This is a genomic window from Actinomycetota bacterium (genome assembly GCA_018333515.1).
Taxonomy (GTDB): Bacteria; Actinomycetota; Aquicultoria; order Aquicultorales; family Aquicultoraceae; genus Aquicultor.
The window spans coordinates 21,886-39,831 of sequence record JAGXSZ010000033.1; the positions used below are offsets into that span (position 1 = coordinate 21,886).

The 17,946-nt window shown below is 55.6% G+C and carries 18 protein-coding genes; 3 read left to right on the forward strand and 15 right to left on the reverse strand.

All coding sequences use genetic code 11. From position 1 onward, the window contains the following. The 5 genes from KGZ93_09525 to KGZ93_09545 all read right to left on the reverse strand — a co-directional run bounded on the left by KGZ93_09525 (position 1) and on the right by KGZ93_09545 (position 4,735). Positions 1-1,740 carry a hypothetical protein gene (locus KGZ93_09525; protein ID MBS3909839.1) on the reverse strand — a complete coding sequence of 580 codons (1,740 nt, stop codon included), beginning with the start codon at positions 1,738-1,740 and terminating at the stop codon, positions 1-3. A 303-nt stretch (positions 1,741-2,043) separates the two neighbouring features. Then, positions 2,044-2,556: a hypothetical protein gene (locus tag KGZ93_09530; GenBank protein MBS3909840.1), complete on the reverse strand. Its 513-nt coding sequence runs from the start codon at positions 2,554-2,556 to the stop codon at positions 2,044-2,046. Between the two features lie 167 nt (positions 2,557-2,723). Beyond that, positions 2,724-2,990: a hypothetical protein gene (locus KGZ93_09535; GenBank protein ID MBS3909841.1), complete on the reverse strand. Its 267-nt coding sequence runs from the start codon at positions 2,988-2,990 to the stop codon at positions 2,724-2,726. 67 nt (positions 2,991-3,057) lie between these two features. Beyond that, the gene (locus tag KGZ93_09540) at positions 3,058-3,636 is read right to left on the reverse strand and encodes a superoxide dismutase (GenBank protein MBS3909842.1); all 579 of its coding nucleotides are present in this window, start codon (positions 3,634-3,636) and stop codon (positions 3,058-3,060) included. A 235-nt stretch (positions 3,637-3,871) separates the two neighbouring features. Beyond that, on the reverse strand, positions 3,872-4,735 hold the full coding sequence (locus KGZ93_09545) for a mechanosensitive ion channel family protein (protein ID MBS3909843.1): 864 nt from the start codon (positions 4,733-4,735) through the stop codon (positions 3,872-3,874). Positions 4,736-5,036: 301 nt separating this feature from the next. On the opposite strand from KGZ93_09545, the gene KGZ93_09550 reads away from it, so the two are divergent. After that, entirely contained in the window at positions 5,037-7,871 is a 2,835-nt protein-coding gene (locus KGZ93_09550; protein MBS3909844.1) for a GAF domain-containing protein, read from the forward strand. A 107-nt stretch (positions 7,872-7,978) separates the two neighbouring features. Further along, entirely contained in the window at positions 7,979-8,299 is a 321-nt protein-coding gene (locus tag KGZ93_09555) for a hypothetical protein (protein MBS3909845.1), read from the forward strand. Positions 8,300-8,366: 67 nt separating this feature from the next. On the opposite strand, the gene KGZ93_09560 is transcribed toward KGZ93_09555, so the two are convergent. From KGZ93_09560 to KGZ93_09575, 4 genes are all read right to left on the reverse strand, one after another. Then, positions 8,367-8,981, reverse strand: a complete 615-nt coding sequence (locus KGZ93_09560; GenBank protein MBS3909846.1) for a signal peptidase I — start codon at positions 8,979-8,981, stop codon at positions 8,367-8,369. Positions 8,982-9,131: 150 nt separating this feature from the next. Then, positions 9,132-9,653, reverse strand: a complete 522-nt coding sequence (locus tag KGZ93_09565) for a SipW-dependent-type signal peptide-containing protein (protein ID MBS3909847.1) — start codon at positions 9,651-9,653, stop codon at positions 9,132-9,134. Positions 9,654-9,878: 225 nt separating this feature from the next. After that, a complete protein-coding gene (locus tag KGZ93_09570) occupies positions 9,879-10,526 on the reverse strand; it encodes an HAD family phosphatase (GenBank protein ID MBS3909848.1) in 648 nt (215 codons plus the stop codon). After that, positions 10,527-10,982: a hypothetical protein gene (locus KGZ93_09575; GenBank protein MBS3909849.1), complete on the reverse strand. Its 456-nt coding sequence runs from the start codon at positions 10,980-10,982 to the stop codon at positions 10,527-10,529. A gap of 185 nt (positions 10,983-11,167) precedes the next feature. Here KGZ93_09575 and KGZ93_09580 point away from each other — a divergent pair, with 185 nt between their 5' ends. Continuing rightward, the gene (locus KGZ93_09580) at positions 11,168-11,605 is read left to right on the forward strand and encodes a CBS domain-containing protein (protein MBS3909850.1); all 438 of its coding nucleotides are present in this window, start codon (positions 11,168-11,170) and stop codon (positions 11,603-11,605) included. Positions 11,606-11,768: 163 nt separating this feature from the next. On the opposite strand, the gene KGZ93_09585 is transcribed toward KGZ93_09580, so the two are convergent. The 6 genes from KGZ93_09585 to KGZ93_09610 all read right to left on the reverse strand — a co-directional run bounded on the left by KGZ93_09585 (position 11,769) and on the right by KGZ93_09610 (position 17,825). Next, positions 11,769-13,037, reverse strand: a complete 1,269-nt coding sequence (locus KGZ93_09585; protein ID MBS3909851.1) for a glutamate-5-semialdehyde dehydrogenase — start codon at positions 13,035-13,037, stop codon at positions 11,769-11,771. 11 nt (positions 13,038-13,048) lie between these two features. Beyond that, a complete protein-coding gene (gene proB / locus KGZ93_09590; protein MBS3909852.1) occupies positions 13,049-14,167 on the reverse strand; it encodes a glutamate 5-kinase in 1,119 nt (372 codons plus the stop codon). A gap of 82 nt (positions 14,168-14,249) precedes the next feature. Further along, a complete protein-coding gene (obgE, locus tag KGZ93_09595) occupies positions 14,250-15,527 on the reverse strand; it encodes a GTPase ObgE (GenBank protein MBS3909853.1) in 1,278 nt (425 codons plus the stop codon). 98 nt (positions 15,528-15,625) lie between these two features. After that, positions 15,626-15,895, reverse strand: coding sequence for a 50S ribosomal protein L27 (rpmA, locus tag KGZ93_09600; GenBank protein ID MBS3909854.1), 270 nt, complete (start codon positions 15,893-15,895; stop codon positions 15,626-15,628). Positions 15,896-16,254: 359 nt separating this feature from the next. After that, positions 16,255-16,668: a hemerythrin domain-containing protein gene (locus KGZ93_09605; protein MBS3909855.1), complete on the reverse strand. Its 414-nt coding sequence runs from the start codon at positions 16,666-16,668 to the stop codon at positions 16,255-16,257. Between the two features lie 170 nt (positions 16,669-16,838). After that, positions 16,839-17,825: an ABC transporter substrate-binding protein gene (locus tag KGZ93_09610; GenBank protein ID MBS3909856.1), complete on the reverse strand. Its 987-nt coding sequence runs from the start codon at positions 17,823-17,825 to the stop codon at positions 16,839-16,841. Positions 17,826-17,946 lie beyond the last annotated feature (121 nt).

Genomic DNA, 17,946 nt, shown 5'->3' on the forward strand with positions numbered 1-17,946 from the left:
CTAAAGGTTAAAACTTGCAACTAGTCCGTCAAGCTCTTGCGACATTCCCGCAAGCGCCTGCACCTGAGCCGCGATTTGCTCGACAGAAGCGGCCTGCTCTTCAGTGGAAGCCGAGACCTCTTCGGCTGAGGCCGCGGCTTCTTCAGCCGCCGCGGCGACGGAGTTGACCGAGTGCGCTACCTGATCGGCTGAGGCCGCGACTTCTTGGGTCGCCGCCGTGTTTTGTTCGGTGATAGCCGCGATTTGGTCCATCGCCTGGCTTACCTGGGTTGACGCGGCCGCCATTTGAGCGGCCGCGTCTGTGACTTCGCTGATTTGGCTGACGACTTCGTTGATGGCGGTCATCATCTCGGCTATAGCGCCGCCGGCGGCCTCGGCAAGCTCGGAGCCCTGCTCGACCTCGGCCATACCGGCCTCCATCGCGCTTACCGCATGCATCGTCTCGTCTTGGATGCCCTTGATAAGATTGGCTATCTCACCGGTGGCCTTGGCGCTTCGCTCAGCTAATTTTCTGACCTCGTCGGCTACGACCGCGAAGCCCTTTCCATGCTCGCCGGCTCTTGCCGCCTCTATCGCGGCGTTTAGCGCGAGCAAGTTGGTCTGCTCGGCGATATCGTCGATTACTTCGATTATCTCGCCTATCTGCTTGGATTTCTCGCCAAGCTCCTGTATTTTGGCGGCGCTTACCTCAACCGTTCTTTTGGTTTTACCCATACCGTCTATCGCTTTACCGACGGTCTCTTTGCCCTGCATAGCCGTCTCTTTTGTGGTGGTAGCCACCTCTGATACCGCATGCGCTTTGCTCGATACCATGTCTATAGCCTCGGCGAGTTTGCCTACGCCGTTGACGCTATCGGAAACCGACCTCGCCTGTGACTGGGCACCCTGGGCCACCTGCTCGATGGCCGCCTTTATCTGCTCGGCTATGACCAGCGACTCGCTGGTCGCCCTGCTTTGGTCCGCCGAGCCGGACGCCACCTGAGAAATCGCGCCGGCCACCTGGTTGGCGGCGTCGTTTACCTGTTCGGAATTTCTACTTATATCGCCAATCGACACGACGATGCGTCGCACCGCTTCGGATATATGTAAAAAGCTATCGCGGAGCGGGCTGATTACCTTCCTGAGAACGAAGAATACCGCACCGGCACTAACACCGAGGTTGAGCAATATGAAAAAGATTTGAAGTCGCTTCGAGGTCGCTTCGGTGGCCGCCGATGCCTCCATGGAGTCCGCCGCCTCCTTGCCCAACAATTCACGCAACTTCTCGGCGCGGACCGAGGCCTCGATTGCGCTAAGATCGTAGTCTTCCATCAACGCACCGGCTTCTTTAGAGGTGTACGCGTCAAAGACCTTCTGGGCTTTCTGATCGGCCGTAGCCAGGCTTGCGTTTATCTCGGCCAAAATGCTCTTTGCTTCCTCGGAAGTCATCACGCGCTCGAGTTCTTCAGCCCGCTGGTCGACTTCCGCTCTCAGTTCGGCATACTCGTCCATCGCGGCTACTTCATGCGTGATGATGATGACGTTTACCGGCATCGCCGTGCGCTCGATAGTTAGGCGCAGGTCCGCGACCTTCTCGAGTTTTTCAGATCCGGCCTCTAACTTATTAGCTTGTGTGCTCAGCGAATTTATCGACGTATAGCCGATAATGGACGCCGCAACGCCGATAACCGCAATGACAACGACCAAGGCAACGATCTGTGTTCCCGCTCTCTGGTTCTTCAATGATAACTGTAGATTCATAACGCCTCCCGTATATCTGAGGGCCTTCCCCATAATGTGCTCCACTCTGTATCGGCGTATGTATACCCGCCTTTAATAACTAAGTTTATATACGTTGACTTAGTAAATTCTTTAGAGGCTCAATGCGGGAATCATGGCGCAAACCGGCTTGTGATCAACGGCGATCAACGGCGATTTAAGGGTTGCCGAACATTGTGCCGCGCGGAAGATGTCCCCGCGGGGTGTTTCGTCAAAGGGGCTTAAATACTCGGTTGGTTCGAAGGACTCTTTGTTGGGCCGACCGGCCTACTGTTTGGGCGGAGGTCAAGCATTGCACTCTTCGGCCGACTTTACCTCGAGCGTGCTCTTGGCGACCGCGGTCCGCCCATCGATAGACTTGGCTGTCACCAATATGGGGTAGGCGCCATAAGGCACCGATGGGTCGACAGTCCAAGTCCACGAAACCATGCCGCTCGCGTTGGCCTGTTTCGGGTCTAAAGCGCCTTCTTCGTTTTGGCCGCCCCGATATCCAAGTTCGATTTGACTAATCGCCCCGGGTTCGGTCTTCACGAAGACGGTTACAGGGTTGCCGCCCGGACTCACGGGGGAGGTGGCCGATATAACTTCGACAAACATGGGCTTCTCTGTTGTCGTCGTGCTTGCCGGCAATTCCTGGTTAGCTTCGGCTTCGAGCGCACCTTGTGCCCGCTCATCGCCTATAGCTATCCCGGCGTTCTCTTTGGTATCCGCCCCCGATGTGAAACACCCAGTTGCGACGATAGTTAAAGCAACAAGACTTAATATCAAAAGGAATGGCTTCGCGCTCGTTCTCAGCATTCAAACTCCTTTAGTCCACTTCTTACCGAAAAGGCCGCCTTATACCCCCTCGGGGTACTTTACAATATAGTACCTTTTTAGCCAAGCCGTGTCGAGGCTAAAACGAAACAACCGGCGCATGATATAAACACCGGTTGTCTTAGAGTATTGTCTTCGCTCTCTTCGCGCTAACCCAACTTCGCTTCGTCTTCCTCGAAGTGCTGGACAAATTGGCCTATCTGAACTCCGAGATAGACACACTTTATACCATTCATACAATCGTCGGCGTCCTGCTTCTCGAGGTGTGTCGTCAGCTCGTGCTTACCTTTGGTCAAACCGATTACCCATGCGTTTTTCTCATCGTTAAAATCGAGGGCCAGGTCCATATTGTGGTCGTCTATCTCTTTATACATCTCGCGCAACTTCACCGCCAGCTCTTCTTTGGTAAATCCCATACTTATGCCTCCCTATTCAAAATCGATATGCCTCATCTTCGGGTCGAATAAAGCCGTTCGCGCACGGTTAACCAAGCCTGGCTTGCGCGGCGTTATAGTCGACGTTTTTGAAGAACGCCTCGATGTAGTCGGGCCGCTTGATGCCGTAATCGGTCATATACGCGTGCTCGAAGACATCCATTACGAGAATCGGCGTGCAGCCGGCCGGATGGCCGACGTCGTGCTCGTTTATCCAGAAATTGATGAGATTGCCGTTCGCGTTATCCGCGTAAAGAACGGCCCAGCCTATGCCTCGCATGGCGGCGACCGCCCTGAATTCTTTCTCCCACGCCTCCACGCCGCCGAAAACCTCGGCCAGTTGCCGCGCTAGTTTGCCCCCCGCCTCTATCGAGCCGTTGCCCCCAAGGTTTTCGAAATAATATTCATGGAGGCGCATCCCGTTAAACTCCCAACCAAGCCTTCTTTTGAGTTCCGCGAACTCGGGCGCGCCCGTCTGGCCGTCGTTTAACATCCGACCCAATATGTCGAGCGCTTTGTTGGTGTTGGTCACATATCCCTGATAGAGCGTAAAATGATTGTTCAGAAGCGCTTCGCTAAATCCCTCCATCCCGACCAATCCGCTGTAGTCTTTCGCCACGTAAGCCATATCGTTCTCCTCTCCGACTTCCTGCCTTAGGGGGTGCACGCGTTAAAGAACGCGGTAACCTCGAATCTTACGACTACTTATACCCAGGATTATATAGTCCAAAACGCTTGCCGACATATTTTACGGTACCTTATGGTACAAACGCTCGCTTGTTAGCGCTACGCGGATTACCTGCGCGGTACGGGTTTGCTATGTCCGGAAATCATCTCGATAAAGAGCGCTGTAACGGGCGGTATTACGCATCTTTCGACTGGTGGAGATAGACCGTCCTCACCGGGAACGGGATATCGATGCCGGCGTCGTCGAGGGCGGCTTTTACCAGCTTGAGAGCCTCGGACTGCGCCTGGATATAGCCGTGCTCTTTCCAGTCGACCCATATCCGCACGCGGAGCATGATGGCGCTATCGCCGAATTCCGTCACTATCACATCGGGTATGGGCTGCTCGACAAAGCCGGGCAACCGGGCGGCGGCCTCAAGACAAGCCTTAACGGCGCGGTTGATGTCGCTGCTATACGGGATGCCCGCGTCCACGTCTACGCGGCGCAAGGGAAGCGCCGTCAGGTTTATGATATTACTCGTCGACATAGTGTTGTTCGGGACATATATAAGGCGACCGTCATTAGTGGTAAGCTGGGTGTCGCGGACGCGAATATTGGTCACGGTGCCCTCGACATCGCCGATTTTGATATAGTCGTCGATGGTAAACGGCCGTTGAATCAACAAGATGATGCCGGCGAGAAAGTTGCCCAGGATATCCTTCATAGCGAAACCGACGGCAAAGCCAGCGAGGCCGAGGCCTGTGAAGAGCGCGGAAAGGTTGATCGGCAAGATGCCGAGCGACATAATGATACCCAGCGCGAGCGCCCCTATATAGGCCAGCTGGGCGACGAGAATGTCGATGTGGCCTTCGGTGCTGGTCTTGGCCATGGCTCGCCTGGCCATATTCCGTATCATCTTTGCTACGAAAATGGAGATGACCAAGGCAACGATTGCTATGATGATGTTCGGCACCCATCTTGCAAATTCAAGGTAGAGGTCTTGGAAGCCGCCGCTGATGGAGACGATACGTCCTTCGATGGTCGCCGTGTCTTCGTTCACTCACTCTCTCCTTATATTAGACCCTAAGACTCTACCTTGGAAGCGTTTGTTTAGGGCAATCATGTGTCATTCTAGTAGATTTCACAAACAAGCGCAAATACATAAGACACAAAAAGAAAGGGGTCAGGTCTTTATTTTTTAGCCTAACGCCGCCCGCGCGCATAGACTTAGAGAGCAGGTATCCGTAACAGCCGTAGCAACGTCCCCTATTTGATAAACCTTTGCCCATATGGGTAATAACCTTTAAGATCGTTTAAGCCGTGCAGTATGACAAACGCGATTTTCACAAGTGAGGTATTCGTTGGTGACACCCATTCCTGAAGAGCTGTTTCCTCAACCACATACCGATACATCGCCGGGTTTTGGAGAGAAGATGTCGTCGCTCGTCTCCATTATGGTCGACATCTCCTCGGAACTCGAACTCGACGAACTCTTCAAAAAGATCGTCCACCATGCGACGCATCTCTGCGAGGGAGACGGCGGTCTCATCGCGCTCGTTGCGGAGGACGGTTCGGTAACTAAGCGATACGCATACAACGTCCCCGACGCCGTCATGGTTGAAAAGATACCCCGTGGCCGGGGCACGCTATATGAGGTACTTCGAGAGCGGCGCACGATCATCGTCGATGACTACGCGACCTATCCGATGAAAATCGAGGCCTTTGCCGCACAGGGAATTAAGAGTGTCTTGGCGACCCCGATAATGCGCAAGAACCGCCTTACCGGCGTTATCGAAATATTTAGCATGACGAATAAGGGGCGAATTAAGCGCTATGGGGCAAACTTGCTGGAGACAGTCGCGGCTCAGGCAGCCGTCGCCCTTGAAAATGCGAGCTTGTACGACACGCAGCGGCAGCATGAGGAAGAGCTGGCGGAGACGCTCCGCATCGCAAACATACTTATTGAAGCGGCTAACGTCATCGGCTCGACCCTCGATACCGAGCAGGTTCTGAAGAGATTTTCCGACCTGGTCGCGGAGATAACCAAGCTCAAGCGCAATGTCATATTCCTCTATGACCCGGTTGAAAACACGCACGAAGTCATCGCCGAGCACAACGGCGGCGTGGCGGTGGGCGCCGGCTTCACAGTCGCCGATTTCGGCGCGGAGTTCTTCGAAATATACCGGAGCGGACTGACGACGGTTTTAGACTACGAAGACCCCGGTCTCTCCCCTGCCGCTAAACGTACGATGGATGGATTCAACGCAAAAACCGGGCTGTTCGTTCCACTAACAATCGGCGACCGGGTCATAGGAAGTATCGGTATAGACAATCCCGGACAGTCGCATAAATTCACCGACCGCGAAATCGAACTCGCGAGCGGCCTCGCGAAGCAGGCCGCGGTCGCCATTGAGAACGCGCGGCTCTTCGAACGTGTCAAGAACACATCGAGCGAGCTTGAGGAGCGCGGCAAAGATCTCCAGACTCTCCTCGACGTCACACTCGACATAACAGGCGGTCTTAAGCTCGAAGAACTCATGTACAAGATTGCCAAGAACGCGACCGAACTCATCGGCGCGGACGTCGGCGCCGTAGGTCTCTTCGATAAAAAAAGGGGCGTTGTCACATACCCGTTCGTATACAACCTGCCCGAAGTGCTGACAAAAGTGGATGTCCCACTGACCAGCAGCATGACAGGCCTCGTCATCGAAGAGAGCGAACCGTTGATAATCGATGATTACCAGCAATTGAAAGAGCGAGTGCCGGTCTTCGCGGAAGCGGGCTTGCGAGCCATCGCGATGGTTCCCCTCACCTACCGCGGCGAGATAACCGGCACCCTCTGGGTCTCGAGCCGGCGGCCCGAGAAACACTTCGACGAGCACGATATCTCGATTCTCGACGGTATCGCGCTCCACGCCGCCATAGCGCTTGAGAACTCGCGACTATACGAGAGCGTCAGGCAATCCGAAGAGGCGGCAAAACGGCGCACAAGGGAACTGTCGATTCTCAATGACCTCTCAAACGTGCTCTCGCAAACGCTCGACCTCGATACGATGCTCAAGGCTGCCATCGATAGCATGATGGAATTACTCGAAGCCGACGGGGCTGCCATTTATATCTTGGATGAGGAAAAGAATTCCCTGAGACTGGGAGCCCACAAGGGTCTCAGCGAGAATTTTGTCGCCAACAGCAGGATAATACCTGTCGGGGAGCGCTTACCGGGCCGGGTGGTGGAAACCGGTCATTCGCTCATCATCGAAAACCTCGCCGATTCCGCTGATTTTGAGGCGACGGTAGTCAACGAGGCCTTCGCCAGTTTGATTGGCGCGCCTATTAAATCGAAAGGAAAGACTATCGGCTCATTCCCTTTAGGCAGCCGCCATCCCGGCAAGTTCAGCAAGGGTGACGCCACGCTGCTCGAGTCGATCGGAAACGAACTCGGCGTCGCGATGGAAAACTCGAGACTATACGCCGCGCAGCTCAATATCGCCGAATCTCTCCAGCGCAGCATGCTCCCCGCGTTTATCCCATCGATACCGGGCGCGGAGATAGGCGTGATGTATTCGTCGGCGACTGAAGAGGCAAAGGTCGGGGGCGATTTCTACGATATCTTCGATATCGACGGGCGCTTCGCCCTCATCATCGGGGACGTCTCCGGCAAGGGTATCGCGGCGGCCGCCTATACCTCGATGGTGAAGTACGCCTTGCGCGCTTACCTCTATCAAGACCCCTCGCCCGCCCATGCTATCTCCCAAGTCAACGGATTTGTGCGACGGCAGGTCGATCACGCGGTTTTCATAACGGCGTTCTGCGCCATATATGAACCCGAAACCGGGGTTCTCGCCTACGTAAACGCCGGTCACCCTTATCCGTGCCTGCTCGACAACACCGCCGAGAAATGCACCTTCTTGACGACCAACGATCCCGCCATCGGCATTATCGCGGACTACGCGTACCGGGAGAAGTCCATCCAAGTGCGGCTCGGCAACCTTCTTGTCGCTTATACCGACGGCGTCCTCGAGGCGCGGGCGGATTCGGAATTTTTCGGAGAGGGCCGCCTCGAAGAGACACTCTTGGAAACCATCGGAAAGCACGCCCAGGAGACCGCTAACAGCATCATCGACGCCTGCCTCGCGTTTTCACGCGGGCGCCTGACCGACGATATCGCGCTCCTGGTTATGAAAAGGACTATCTAGCTCGACATTTCCGGCCACATCCTCTCCCTAATCCGGCGCTTTAGAGATAGGAACGAGCTGCCGATATTAGGCCTAGCGACCAACGACAGATAAGCCGGGGTTTTAAAATGGACAAATACGAATTTCTCAGACATTGGGAATCCTACAGCGGGCTGCGCCTTATAGGTGATAAGCGCATGCGTTTCTTGGGCGAGTGCGAACTCATCCTCTATCTCGACGACGATATCCTGGACATGTCGCTCAAAGTCGCGGCGCAGAAACACAACTTCGACCTCAAATATATCGAGACAGTCGGCCTTCACCTTCGTCAATATCTCAATCGCGTCCAATACGCGACCGTCGAAGGCGACGGCGCCGATACGCATAAGACACCCATCGACCGCGACCGGACCTTTTTGACCGTTATTCCCGGCGGCAAAAACTTTTAAGAGGCCGTTTGAAAATTATCTCGCGGCCATACCTTTGACAGCCCGAAGTCCTACGGCGTCGGATCAATCACTTGTCTTCACCAGAGACCCTCTCTTTCTCGCCGGCGACCATCGGGTTGACGAGGGCCCCCTCGGTCGCCATGTACGCCATTCGCTGTGAGAGCCGAATCCGGTCGAACATTACGAGCACGATGAAGACGACGAGCAATAGATTGAGAACTAAAATACCCGCCGGTGTCTTCGTGTATGCGAGCGCCCGACCAGCCGACGGAATAACCGCCAGAGCTTTCCCCATCAAATTATCTTCGCTTACGAGCAGCTCGTCGCCGCGGTGATTGCTGTCGCCTTTTGTCCTTAAAAGAAATTCGCCTTCCTCATATGCCTTTTCGACTACCCGGTGCGTGACGAGCGAGTTTGTCGCTGAGCCCTCCCGAAAGACTGCCGTATCCCCTATCTCCACCTGGTCGATACCGGCTCTTGCGAAGACCAGAAGCGAGCCTGCCGGCATCGACGGGCTCATGCTGTCGCTTTTGACTATGAGCAGCCCTAAGCCGCCTTGCGCGATGAGGGCGAAGAGCGCGAGAAATAAAACGACTATCGCCATGGTCGCCATGGACATCGCCTTGTCGATAAATCCGGTCCGCCCCCACCAACCTTTGACTCTTGAAAATATATAAACCATCGTCCCCACCTTCTTAAGATTCGGCCTGCGCCCCGCATATCACTGGAAACTCGGTCGTATTGGCCGGGGACCTTATGGCGAATGGCCGGCCCCCGGCCAAGAGTATGGCGAGTTCTTCAGCGACGTTCTAGCCGCCGAATTTGGTAATCACTATATTGCCGGTCGCCACTGCTCGGCGTCGAATCTGAACATGATCGTGGCTGTGGTCTCCTCATCGACATCCGCTTCTTGCGGTATCCAGACCTTGAAATTGATTTTGCGTCCGTTGCTCGGGCCGCCCCCGGAGACACCGCTCTCCCTCGCAAGCCATCCGGTCTGGAGACCGTTTAGGTTGCCCGTCCACACCTCGCCCGTCACACTGTCGGTAATCCGCACCATGACGGCATTCCAGAGCTTAGTGCTCGTCCCCACCTGCCTCACGGATTTGACCTTGTAGAAGAATTTCGTGGGAGTGTTCGTAAAAACGGTGACCGTCGACTCATAGGCCGGACCGCCGGGCATGGCTCCGTTTACCGTTAGAAACGGCTCCGGGTCGGTTCCTATGCACATAGTGCCTGTCGTGACCGTGTTGTCCATATTTTCGGCCTGCGCCGTCATGTAGGCGAATGTCCCACCCGTAAGCATAGCCAGGACAAGCGTGATGCCGAGCAAGGCCGTCATCAGCTTTTTCATAGTTCCCCCTCCTTATGTAGTTTCCGTCTGAAGAGATCTCTCGCGAAACTGCGCCAATATAAGCGCATACTTGTATTTGTGCAATTGCACTTCTGAATATAGCAATACAAGCGTCCTTTGGTCAAGGGCTAATTAATAATTTTTCGCTAAAATCCCGGCAAAAGTTTTTTCAAAAAACTTCGCTGAGTGGTTACAATATTTTTATTCCGCGAGGATTGGATGCGGCTAGAGGATTTCCCGGATATGCTCGTAGAGGTTTTCGATGTCGGCGTAGACCCGTTCGGCTCCGGCGTCGCGAAGGATGGACTCTGTATTACCGCCGGTAAGGACGCCAACCGGGGTCATCCCGGCCCGCACCGCCGCCTCTATGTCATGCGCGCTGTCGCCGACGACGACCGCTTCTTCCGGGGCGACGCCGAGGAGGGCGGCGGCTTTCAGAAATATCTCGGGGTGCGGCTTCGAGTGCTCGGTGTCTTCGGCGGCGACCACCGCCTTGAGGTATGGTCCCGCCGAGAGGAGTTCTACATAAAACTCGGCGTCTTGGCGCTTGGCCGATGTGGCGAGCGCAAGCTCTAATCCCTTGTCGTGTAGGTATGCGAAGAGTTCTTTTGTCTTCGGAAAGACCTTGATATCGGCGTAGGCGTCGCGAAACGCCCGCCATTTCTTATCGAGGACATCGGCTCGCAGTTCAGGCCGGTCTTCGGGGATAAAGTCCTCGATGATGTCGACCGCCCTGCGACCGAGCTGCCCTTGGATTGCCTCGGCGCTCAGCTCTATGCCGACCGCGGCAAGCGCCTTTTTCCAGGCGTTAGTATGGATATCTCTGGTATCGACGAGGGTGCCGTCGACGTCGAAGATAAACGCTCTTATCATTTAGAGATGCTTGCCGAGGATATCCTGAATCTCGGCAACGCGTTTTTCGCTCTCACCGTTAGGCGCTTGTGTCTTGATTGGCGGATATTCGCCCTCAGCCTCCACACCCTTATCTTCGGCCTTGACCGGCTCAGCCGCTTGGGTCTCTTGGGTCGCTTGGGTCTCTTGGGCCGCTTCGGCCTCGATAGTTACTTCCGGCTCTTTCGCTTTCTCGGCTTCTTTCGGCTCCGCGACCACCGCCGGTCGCGGCGCCTGGGCTGGTGCCGCCCCCGGTTTTGCCGCTGCCTGCGCGGGTTTCGGCATTGCCGTCATGATTGCGCGCGGTGCGGCTGGTGATCGCTCTGCTTGTTCCTCTTTGCCCTCGCGAATGTAGTTCTTTATCGCGCGAAAGATCACATAAAGAGCGAGCAAGGATATTATGCCGAACAATACAGCGGTGACAATAAATCCATCCATAGCCAAATCTCCCCTCTTCCTGTTTTTCCCACATTAATGTTAACCGCAAGCAGCGGTTTTAGCAAGATATAAGCCTATCAATTGATATATCGGCCCGATTCTCGCCTTTTTAATATCGGCAAAAAGTGGGAATACCAAAATAAGCCACATAAGACACGAAAGTGTTTGGAACGGAGGTGTTTGGAATGAAGATTAAAGATCTGATGACAAAAGACCCGAAGACGGTCCAGACCACGAGTAACCTGGTGGAGACGGCGCGTAAGATGAAGGAACTCAATGTCGGGTTTATGCCGGTCATGGATGGCAACGCGCTGGTCGGCGTGGTGACCGACCGGGACATCGCTATGCGAGCGGTCGCCGAGGAGATGCTGCCCCTTGAGACCAACGCGGAAGACATAATGAGCACCGATGTCCACGTCGTTTCACCCGAAACCAGCCTGGAGGAAGCCGGCGAAATCATGGAGAAGTTCCGGATTCGCAGGCTTCCGGTTGTCGATGAGTTCGGCGCGCTCGTCGGTGTCTGCGCGCTCGGCGACATCGCGGTACGCGGCGGCAACCTTGAGGGGGCCGGCGAGATTCTCGAAGAGATATCGGAGCCGAGCCGTCCCGAGATGGCGGCGTAAGGTGATTCACGCATGTTCGATGCGAGGCCCGGCGCTCATGCCGGGCCTCGCGCTCTTACTCTTCCTTCGCGGATGTCGATTCTTTATATGCCCAGACGGCAAAGAGCAGTATTAACAGAAGAACGACTAATGTGACGATTTGTTCTATGGTCAAGATATCCTCCTATAGCCTGATTTGACCGTTTCCCTCTATAACGTATTTCGTAGACGTCAACGCTGTCAAGCCCAACGGCCCGCGCGCGTGTAATTTCTGCGTGCTGATACCGATTTCAGCGCCCATCCCGAACTGTCCGCCATCGGTAAAGCGCGTCGAGGCGTTGACATAGACCGCCGCCGAATCTACTTCTCGCGTAAATTTGCGCGCCGCGTCGTGGTCCCGGGTGATGATGGACTCCGAGTGCATGGTGCCGTATTTGTTGATATGCGCGACCGCCTCGTCTATCGAGTCGACGACGCGCACCGCTATTTTGAGTTCTAGATACTCCGTATACCAGTCCTTCTCGGTAGCTTCTTGTGCCTCGGGGACGAGGCCGCGTACGGTTTCGTCTCCGATGATGGTAACGCCCTGCTCGATTAGGTCCGCACAGGCTTTCGGGACAAATTCGGCTGCGACCGCTCTATGTACCAGAAGCGTCTCCGCCGCGTTGCAGACACTCGGGCGCCCGCATTTGGCGTTGACTACTATCTTAGCCGCCATATCCGGGTCGCCGGTCTCATCGACGTAGATGTGGCAGTTACCCGCGCCGGCCCACAAGACCGGAACGGTCGCGTGCGAGACGACCGCGTGGATAAGCTCCGGACCTCCCCTGGGCACGAGCAGGTCGACGTACCGGTCGAGACGGATCAGCTCATTCGCGGATTCGCGGCTGGGGTCGGCCAACGCCTGAATCGCGGCGGCCGGCAGACCCGCATCCGCGGCGGCTTTCGCTATGACCTCGGTCAGCGCTATGTTCGAGTGGTTCGCCATCGAGCCGCCCCGCAGGATTATCGCGTTGCCGCTCTTTACGCAGAGCGCCGCCGCCTCGACAGTGACGTTCGGTCGGGCCTCATAGATTATGCCGACTACTCCGAGCGGCACTCTGACTTGGCGAATCTCCAGCCCGTTCGGCACCCGCCATCCTTTGACGGTCTCCCCGACCGGGTCGGTGAGGATCGCCACGTCGAAAAGGCTCTCGGCCATCTCTTTGACGCGCGCCGAGTTGAGCATCAGGCGGTCGATTAGCGATGAGCCGATACCTCTGGCGGCGGCTTCTACCATATCTTTTTCATTTGCCGCGAGAATCTTGTCGGCGTTGGCTACCAGTGCTTCGGCCATGCTGGTCAGCGCGTTGTTTTTCTCGGCTGTACTAAGCGTCGCCATTATCCGGGATGCGGCTTTCGCCCGCGCGCCCAGCTCTAAAATTTCGGTCTTTATCTCCCCCGACTCTGCCATCGTCCGACCCCCTAGCGTAATATTACCAAACAGTTCCTGTGGATTATCTCTTCACTGGCGCTGTCGCTAAATTTCTCCAGCACCTGTGAACTTTTGAGTCCCTTTATCTCATCGACTTCGCTAGAGGAAAAATTCGTCAGCCCTTTCGCGAAGACATTGCCCTGCAAATCTTTGACCGTTATCGCGTCGCCCGCCTGAAACCTGCCCTCGCAGCCGACTACGCCTGCGGGAAGAAGGCTCTTGCCCGCCGATATCAACGCGTTCGCGGCGCCGTCGTCGACGACGACGCTGCCCCGAGGCGACTTGCCAAACGCTATCCATAACTTCATCGCGCTCAGACGTTTCTTGCGCGGCGCGAAAAACGTGCCGACACGCTCATCGTTCATTATATCGATAAGAACGTTCGCCCTCCGGCCATGAGCTATGACCATACCGACTTGCGCGAAGATAGCGATGCGCGCCGCCTGTATCTTTGTGACCATTCCCCCCGAGCTAAACGACGAGCCGCCTCCACCGGCCAGCGACTCTATCTCGGTCGTGATATCTTCGACCATCTCTATCAGCTTCGCGTCCCCGCCGTCGCGAGGGTCACCGGTGTAGAGCCCTTCGATATCCGAGAGCAAAATCAGCAGGTCGGCGCGGATAAGATTCGAAACGAGCGCGGCGAGCGTGTCGTTGTCGCCGAAACGAATCTCGTCGACCGCCGTCGCGTCGTTCTCGTTGACGATAGGGACGACGCCGAGCGCGAGCAGGGTCTTTAAGGCATTGCGCGAGTTGAGATATTGTTGGCGGTGGATAACATCGTACTGCGTCAACAATACCTGGCCGACCTTAATACCGTGCTTACTGAATAGGCTCGCGTATTCGTGGAGAAGAAGTCCCTGGCCGACCGATGCGGCGGCCTGAAGCTCCGGGATGGTCGAAGGCCGCGCCTTAAGGCCGAGGCCTTCGACACCCGCCGCAATCGCGCCCGAAGAGACGATTACCACATCGTAACCGTCCTTTTTCAATTGCGCGACCTGTTCGACTATGCTCTTCAGTTGGACGTGGTCGATACCGCCCGTCTCTTTAGCGACCGTGCTCGTCCCGAGTTTTACGACAATCCGGCGAGCGTTACGGAAGACATTCAGTCCTTTGCAAGGCAAACACCTCTAATTAGATTTTAAGACTAACTTCTATTTTATCACTTTTATGCGGCGCCGTGATAGCCGCCTAAAAAGGATAAAACTCGAAGACCATCGCGCCTATGCTGACAGTATCGCCCTCATGGGCGCCGGCCGCGACGAGCTTGTCCTCGACGCCGATGCTTTTCATGCGCTTTTGCAGATGGATAACGGCATATTCGTTCTCGAAATCGGTCATGATAACCATGCGCTCAAGATCGATACCCCTTACCACCCACACATCATTATCCCTGCTCACCGTAATCTCGGTGGGGTCGTGTTCTTCGACGGTAACAGCGACTTTCTCTTTTTTGACCGGCTCGCGCTCGACTTTATCGAGGATGTCCGCGACCGCGTAAAGGAGCCGTTCGACGCCGGTTCCGACCGCCGCCGATATCCCGAAGAACGGGATTTCGCGCTCGGCCATGTAATCCCGGACCCGCCGCAGTCTATCGTCCTCACCGTAAATATCGAGCTTGTTGCCCGCCACTACCTGCGGCCGCGCCGCAAGCTCAGGGTTATATAGCGCTAACTCCCGGTTGATGGCTTCGAAATCCTCCAGGGGGTCTCGCCCTTCGAGCGACGCCATATCGAGGATGTGGATGATGACCGCGGTCCGCTCGACGTGGCGCAGAAACTCATAGCCGAGCCCTTTCCCGGTATGCGCCCCTTCGATGATGCCGGGTATGTCGGCGGCGATGAAACTTCGGCCATCGGGCAGGCCGACCACACCCAGGTTTGGTGTGAGGGTCGTAAACGGGTAACCCGCTATCTTAGGCTTCGCCGAGGATATCCTGCTGATAAGGGTGGATTTACCGACATTCGGGAAACCGACCAGGCCCACATCGGCAAGGAGTTTAAGCTCAAGCATTATCCAGCGCTCCTCGGCCGGCTCACCCTTCTCCGCAAACGATGGGGAGCGCCTGGTGGGCGTCGCGAACCGCGCATTACCCCGGCCCCCTATGCCGCCTCGCGCGACGACGAACCGCTCGCCGGGTTCGGTCAGGTCGGCCATGACATTGCCGTCACCGTCTTTGACCACCGTCCCCGGCGGAATCTTTAAGATAATGTCGTCGCCGTTGGCCCCGGACTTATTGCTCCCCTGTCCGTGTTGGCCGCGCTTGGCTTTGAATTGCCGGTGGTAATGGAAGTCGATGAGCGTGCGCAAACCCTCATCGACTTCGAGAATGACACTTCCGCCGCGTCCGGCGTCACCGCCGTCCGGACCGCCTTTCGGTATATATTTAGCGCGAAAGAAGCTGACGACGCCGTTTCCGCCGTCTCCCGCTTTGACGAATATTCTCGCTTCATCTATGAACGAACTCATATCTCTATCCCTCGCCCCGACTGGGACGCTAACGCGCCCCGTCGCGCACTAAACAAAAAAAGCCACAGTCTCCTGTGGCTTCTATCGACCTTTAAAATCTACGCTTCCGCAACGGCTTCGCTTAAGATGCTTACCTTGCGTCCGCTCTTAGTGTGGCCGCCAAAAGCCACGTACCCATCGATAAGAGCGAAGATGGTGTAGTCGCGTCCGAGACCGACGTTCTTGCCGGGCTTAATCTTGGTGCCGCGCTGGCGCACAATGATACTGCCGGCGCTGACATGCTGGCCGCCAAAAGCTTTAACGCCCAACCTCTTAGATTGGCTGTCGCGACCGTTCCTGGTACTTCCCATTCCTTTTTTGTGTGCCATCTATATCACCTCAATCAAGACAAAATAATCAGCATTGATTTACACCCAACTAAGTATATGGGTCTAGAAATGTTTTGTCAAACATAAAACAGGTCGGGGGACACATCCAAAATTATGTGGGCGCCGAGAACCCCGCTGGCTTATCGGGTTTGCGACCGATAAATTACCGCTGTCTCGAAGATTTAGCGAAGAGCATCGCCGCAACACCTATCTTATGCCGCGGATATCGAGAACTGTGCGCCGTAAAATGCGGGCACAACTACGACAGGCGGGGTCTTCAAAGACCCCGCCTCCGCCTTGTCAAATGCCGTAGAGTCTGCGGACATCATGGCGTGTCGTCAACGATTAGACTGCCTTATCTACGCGGCTCTTCCAATCGTAAAATCCTTATAAGCCGAGAAAATTACATCTTCTTCCCTGCGTGCGAACGCGCTCATTATTATAGCGAGCCGGCTGATGTCCCCGGCATAATCGCTCTGGGATCCGCCCTGGGAATATTTATCCAGGAACTCGATGAAAACGGTCGCAAGACGGACGATGTCGCGCGCGAAAAGGTCGAGTGTCTGTTGAAGCCGCGGGTTGTTAAATGATTCCTCGCGTAGCTTCGGGTAGATCGTCTCGTTCTCTTTTTTCAAGTGCGCGAGCAGAGCCGTCTTTATGGACTGCAGCAGCACCGGGGCGCCGTCTGAATTAATTTCGAGTCTCTTTATCTTGTTGAACGAGTCGACGAGAGACGCGTGTTCGGATTCTAGCCGGCGGATCAAGTCTGACATATGTTTCCTCCTTGAATGCATATGATGTAGAACTGGCTAGATTATTCATCGGCGACGCCCATGAAAGCTAAAGAATGATTTCGATATGATTAGGGATGATTTTGTCCGTGAAAATAGTTGAAACGCTCCGGGCATCCATGATGAAATAGCCTAGCCTTCCGGGGTCGACACTAGTTAGGCTGAACCTCCCGGTTGACAAGGTCGTCGTAGGTCAAACCGGCTTTGATGATGTCTTTCTTGACCATCCAGTCGAGGAGACGCTCGACATCGTCCTCGGTTGGGAGCTGCACCTGCGGGTAGAGATTTACCTGATACGATTCGGCAATCGCCTCGGGGAGTTCGGCTTTCTCGATAAGGAGGCCGCGATACGAATCGGGCTTGACATTGATGAGAATGACCGCGTCATTGACGGCCTCGAGCATGTCCCCAACCGCGTCCCGGTTCTCGCTGAGGAATTCATCCCCGAAGAGCAGAATCGTCTGGGAGAGGTTCGCGCCTTTGGTATCGTCTACTATTAAACGAGCACCCCGTGCTTGGGCAAGCGACAGCAACGGGTCCGGCAAAGCCGCGGCTTGTGTTTGCCCGCTCATCAGCGCCTCCAGGCGCACGGGAATCTTCTTGATCTCGATTTTCTCGATGTCGGCATCGGCAAACCCGTTCCCGGTCAAGATGCCGTCGACGACATATTCGATGATTGTGTTGCCGGAGACGGCAATCGGCACGCCCTTGAGGTCTTCGATTGCCTTGATTTCGGATTTCGGCGAGGCCAGAATGCCGAACCGGCCCTCGGTCGGCTGCGAGCCGAGCAAGACACTGACTATGGAGACCGGAACCCCGCCCCGCTCAAGCACCGCGGCCGCTAGGATATCCCCCGTAAGCCCGTCTATCCGGCCTGCTTGAAGCGCCGCGTCGCGCTCTTGCGCGCTGTTGAAAACGATGACTTCGACATCGACGCCGACCTCGCTAAAGAGTTCTTTTTGCTTCGCCACGTAAATCGGGAGTGCGTCTTCGGTGGGGAGTGTGCCTATCTTTATTTTGACGGCTTCTTTCTTGACAGTGGTCTCCGTGGTCTTAGTGTCGGTTGCGCCCGTGTTCGAGCAGCCTACCGCCAAAACGACCAATAGTGCGACGAGTATGCCGGCGATGGTCTTCTTCATGAGTCTCCTCCGTAGGGTCATTGGTCTCCTCCGTAGGGTGCCGCGCCGCCTAAGTGTGTTGGTATGAGTGCGAGTGTGCGGCAAAACAGTCCGGTCCGCAAAGACCGACCTGAAAAGTATA

Bases quoted from the DNA above. Each gene is read 5' to 3' on its own strand.
- KGZ93_09525 (MBS3909839.1), bottom strand. From the start codon at position 1,740: ATGAATCTACAGTTATCATTGAAGAACCAGAGAGCGGGAACACAGATC.
- KGZ93_09530 (MBS3909840.1), bottom strand. From the start codon at position 2,556: ATGCTGAGAACGAGCGCGAAGCCATTCCTTTTGATATTAAGTCTTGTT.
- KGZ93_09535 (MBS3909841.1), bottom strand. From the start codon at position 2,990: ATGGGATTTACCAAAGAAGAGCTGGCGGTGAAGTTGCGCGAGATGTAT.
- KGZ93_09540 (MBS3909842.1), bottom strand. From the start codon at position 3,636: ATGGCTTACGTGGCGAAAGACTACAGCGGATTGGTCGGGATGGAGGGA.
- KGZ93_09555 (MBS3909845.1), top strand. From the start codon at position 7,979: ATGGACAAATACGAATTTCTCAGACATTGGGAATCCTACAGCGGGCTG.
- KGZ93_09560 (MBS3909846.1), bottom strand. From the start codon at position 8,981: ATGGTTTATATATTTTCAAGAGTCAAAGGTTGGTGGGGGCGGACCGGA.
- KGZ93_09565 (MBS3909847.1), bottom strand. From the start codon at position 9,653: ATGAAAAAGCTGATGACGGCCTTGCTCGGCATCACGCTTGTCCTGGCT.
- KGZ93_09570 (MBS3909848.1), bottom strand. From the start codon at position 10,526: ATGATAAGAGCGTTTATCTTCGACGTCGACGGCACCCTCGTCGATACC.
- KGZ93_09575 (MBS3909849.1), bottom strand. From the start codon at position 10,982: ATGGATGGATTTATTGTCACCGCTGTATTGTTCGGCATAATATCCTTG.
- KGZ93_09580 (MBS3909850.1), top strand. From the start codon at position 11,168: ATGAAGATTAAAGATCTGATGACAAAAGACCCGAAGACGGTCCAGACC.
- KGZ93_09585 (MBS3909851.1), bottom strand. From the start codon at position 13,037: ATGGCAGAGTCGGGGGAGATAAAGACCGAAATTTTAGAGCTGGGCGCG.
- obgE (MBS3909853.1), bottom strand. From the start codon at position 15,527: ATGAGTTCGTTCATAGATGAAGCGAGAATATTCGTCAAAGCGGGAGAC.
- rpmA (MBS3909854.1), bottom strand. From the start codon at position 15,895: ATGGCACACAAAAAAGGAATGGGAAGTACCAGGAACGGTCGCGACAGC.
- KGZ93_09605 (MBS3909855.1), bottom strand. From the start codon at position 16,668: ATGTCAGACTTGATCCGCCGGCTAGAATCCGAACACGCGTCTCTCGTC.
- KGZ93_09610 (MBS3909856.1), bottom strand. From the start codon at position 17,825: ATGAAGAAGACCATCGCCGGCATACTCGTCGCACTATTGGTCGTTTTG.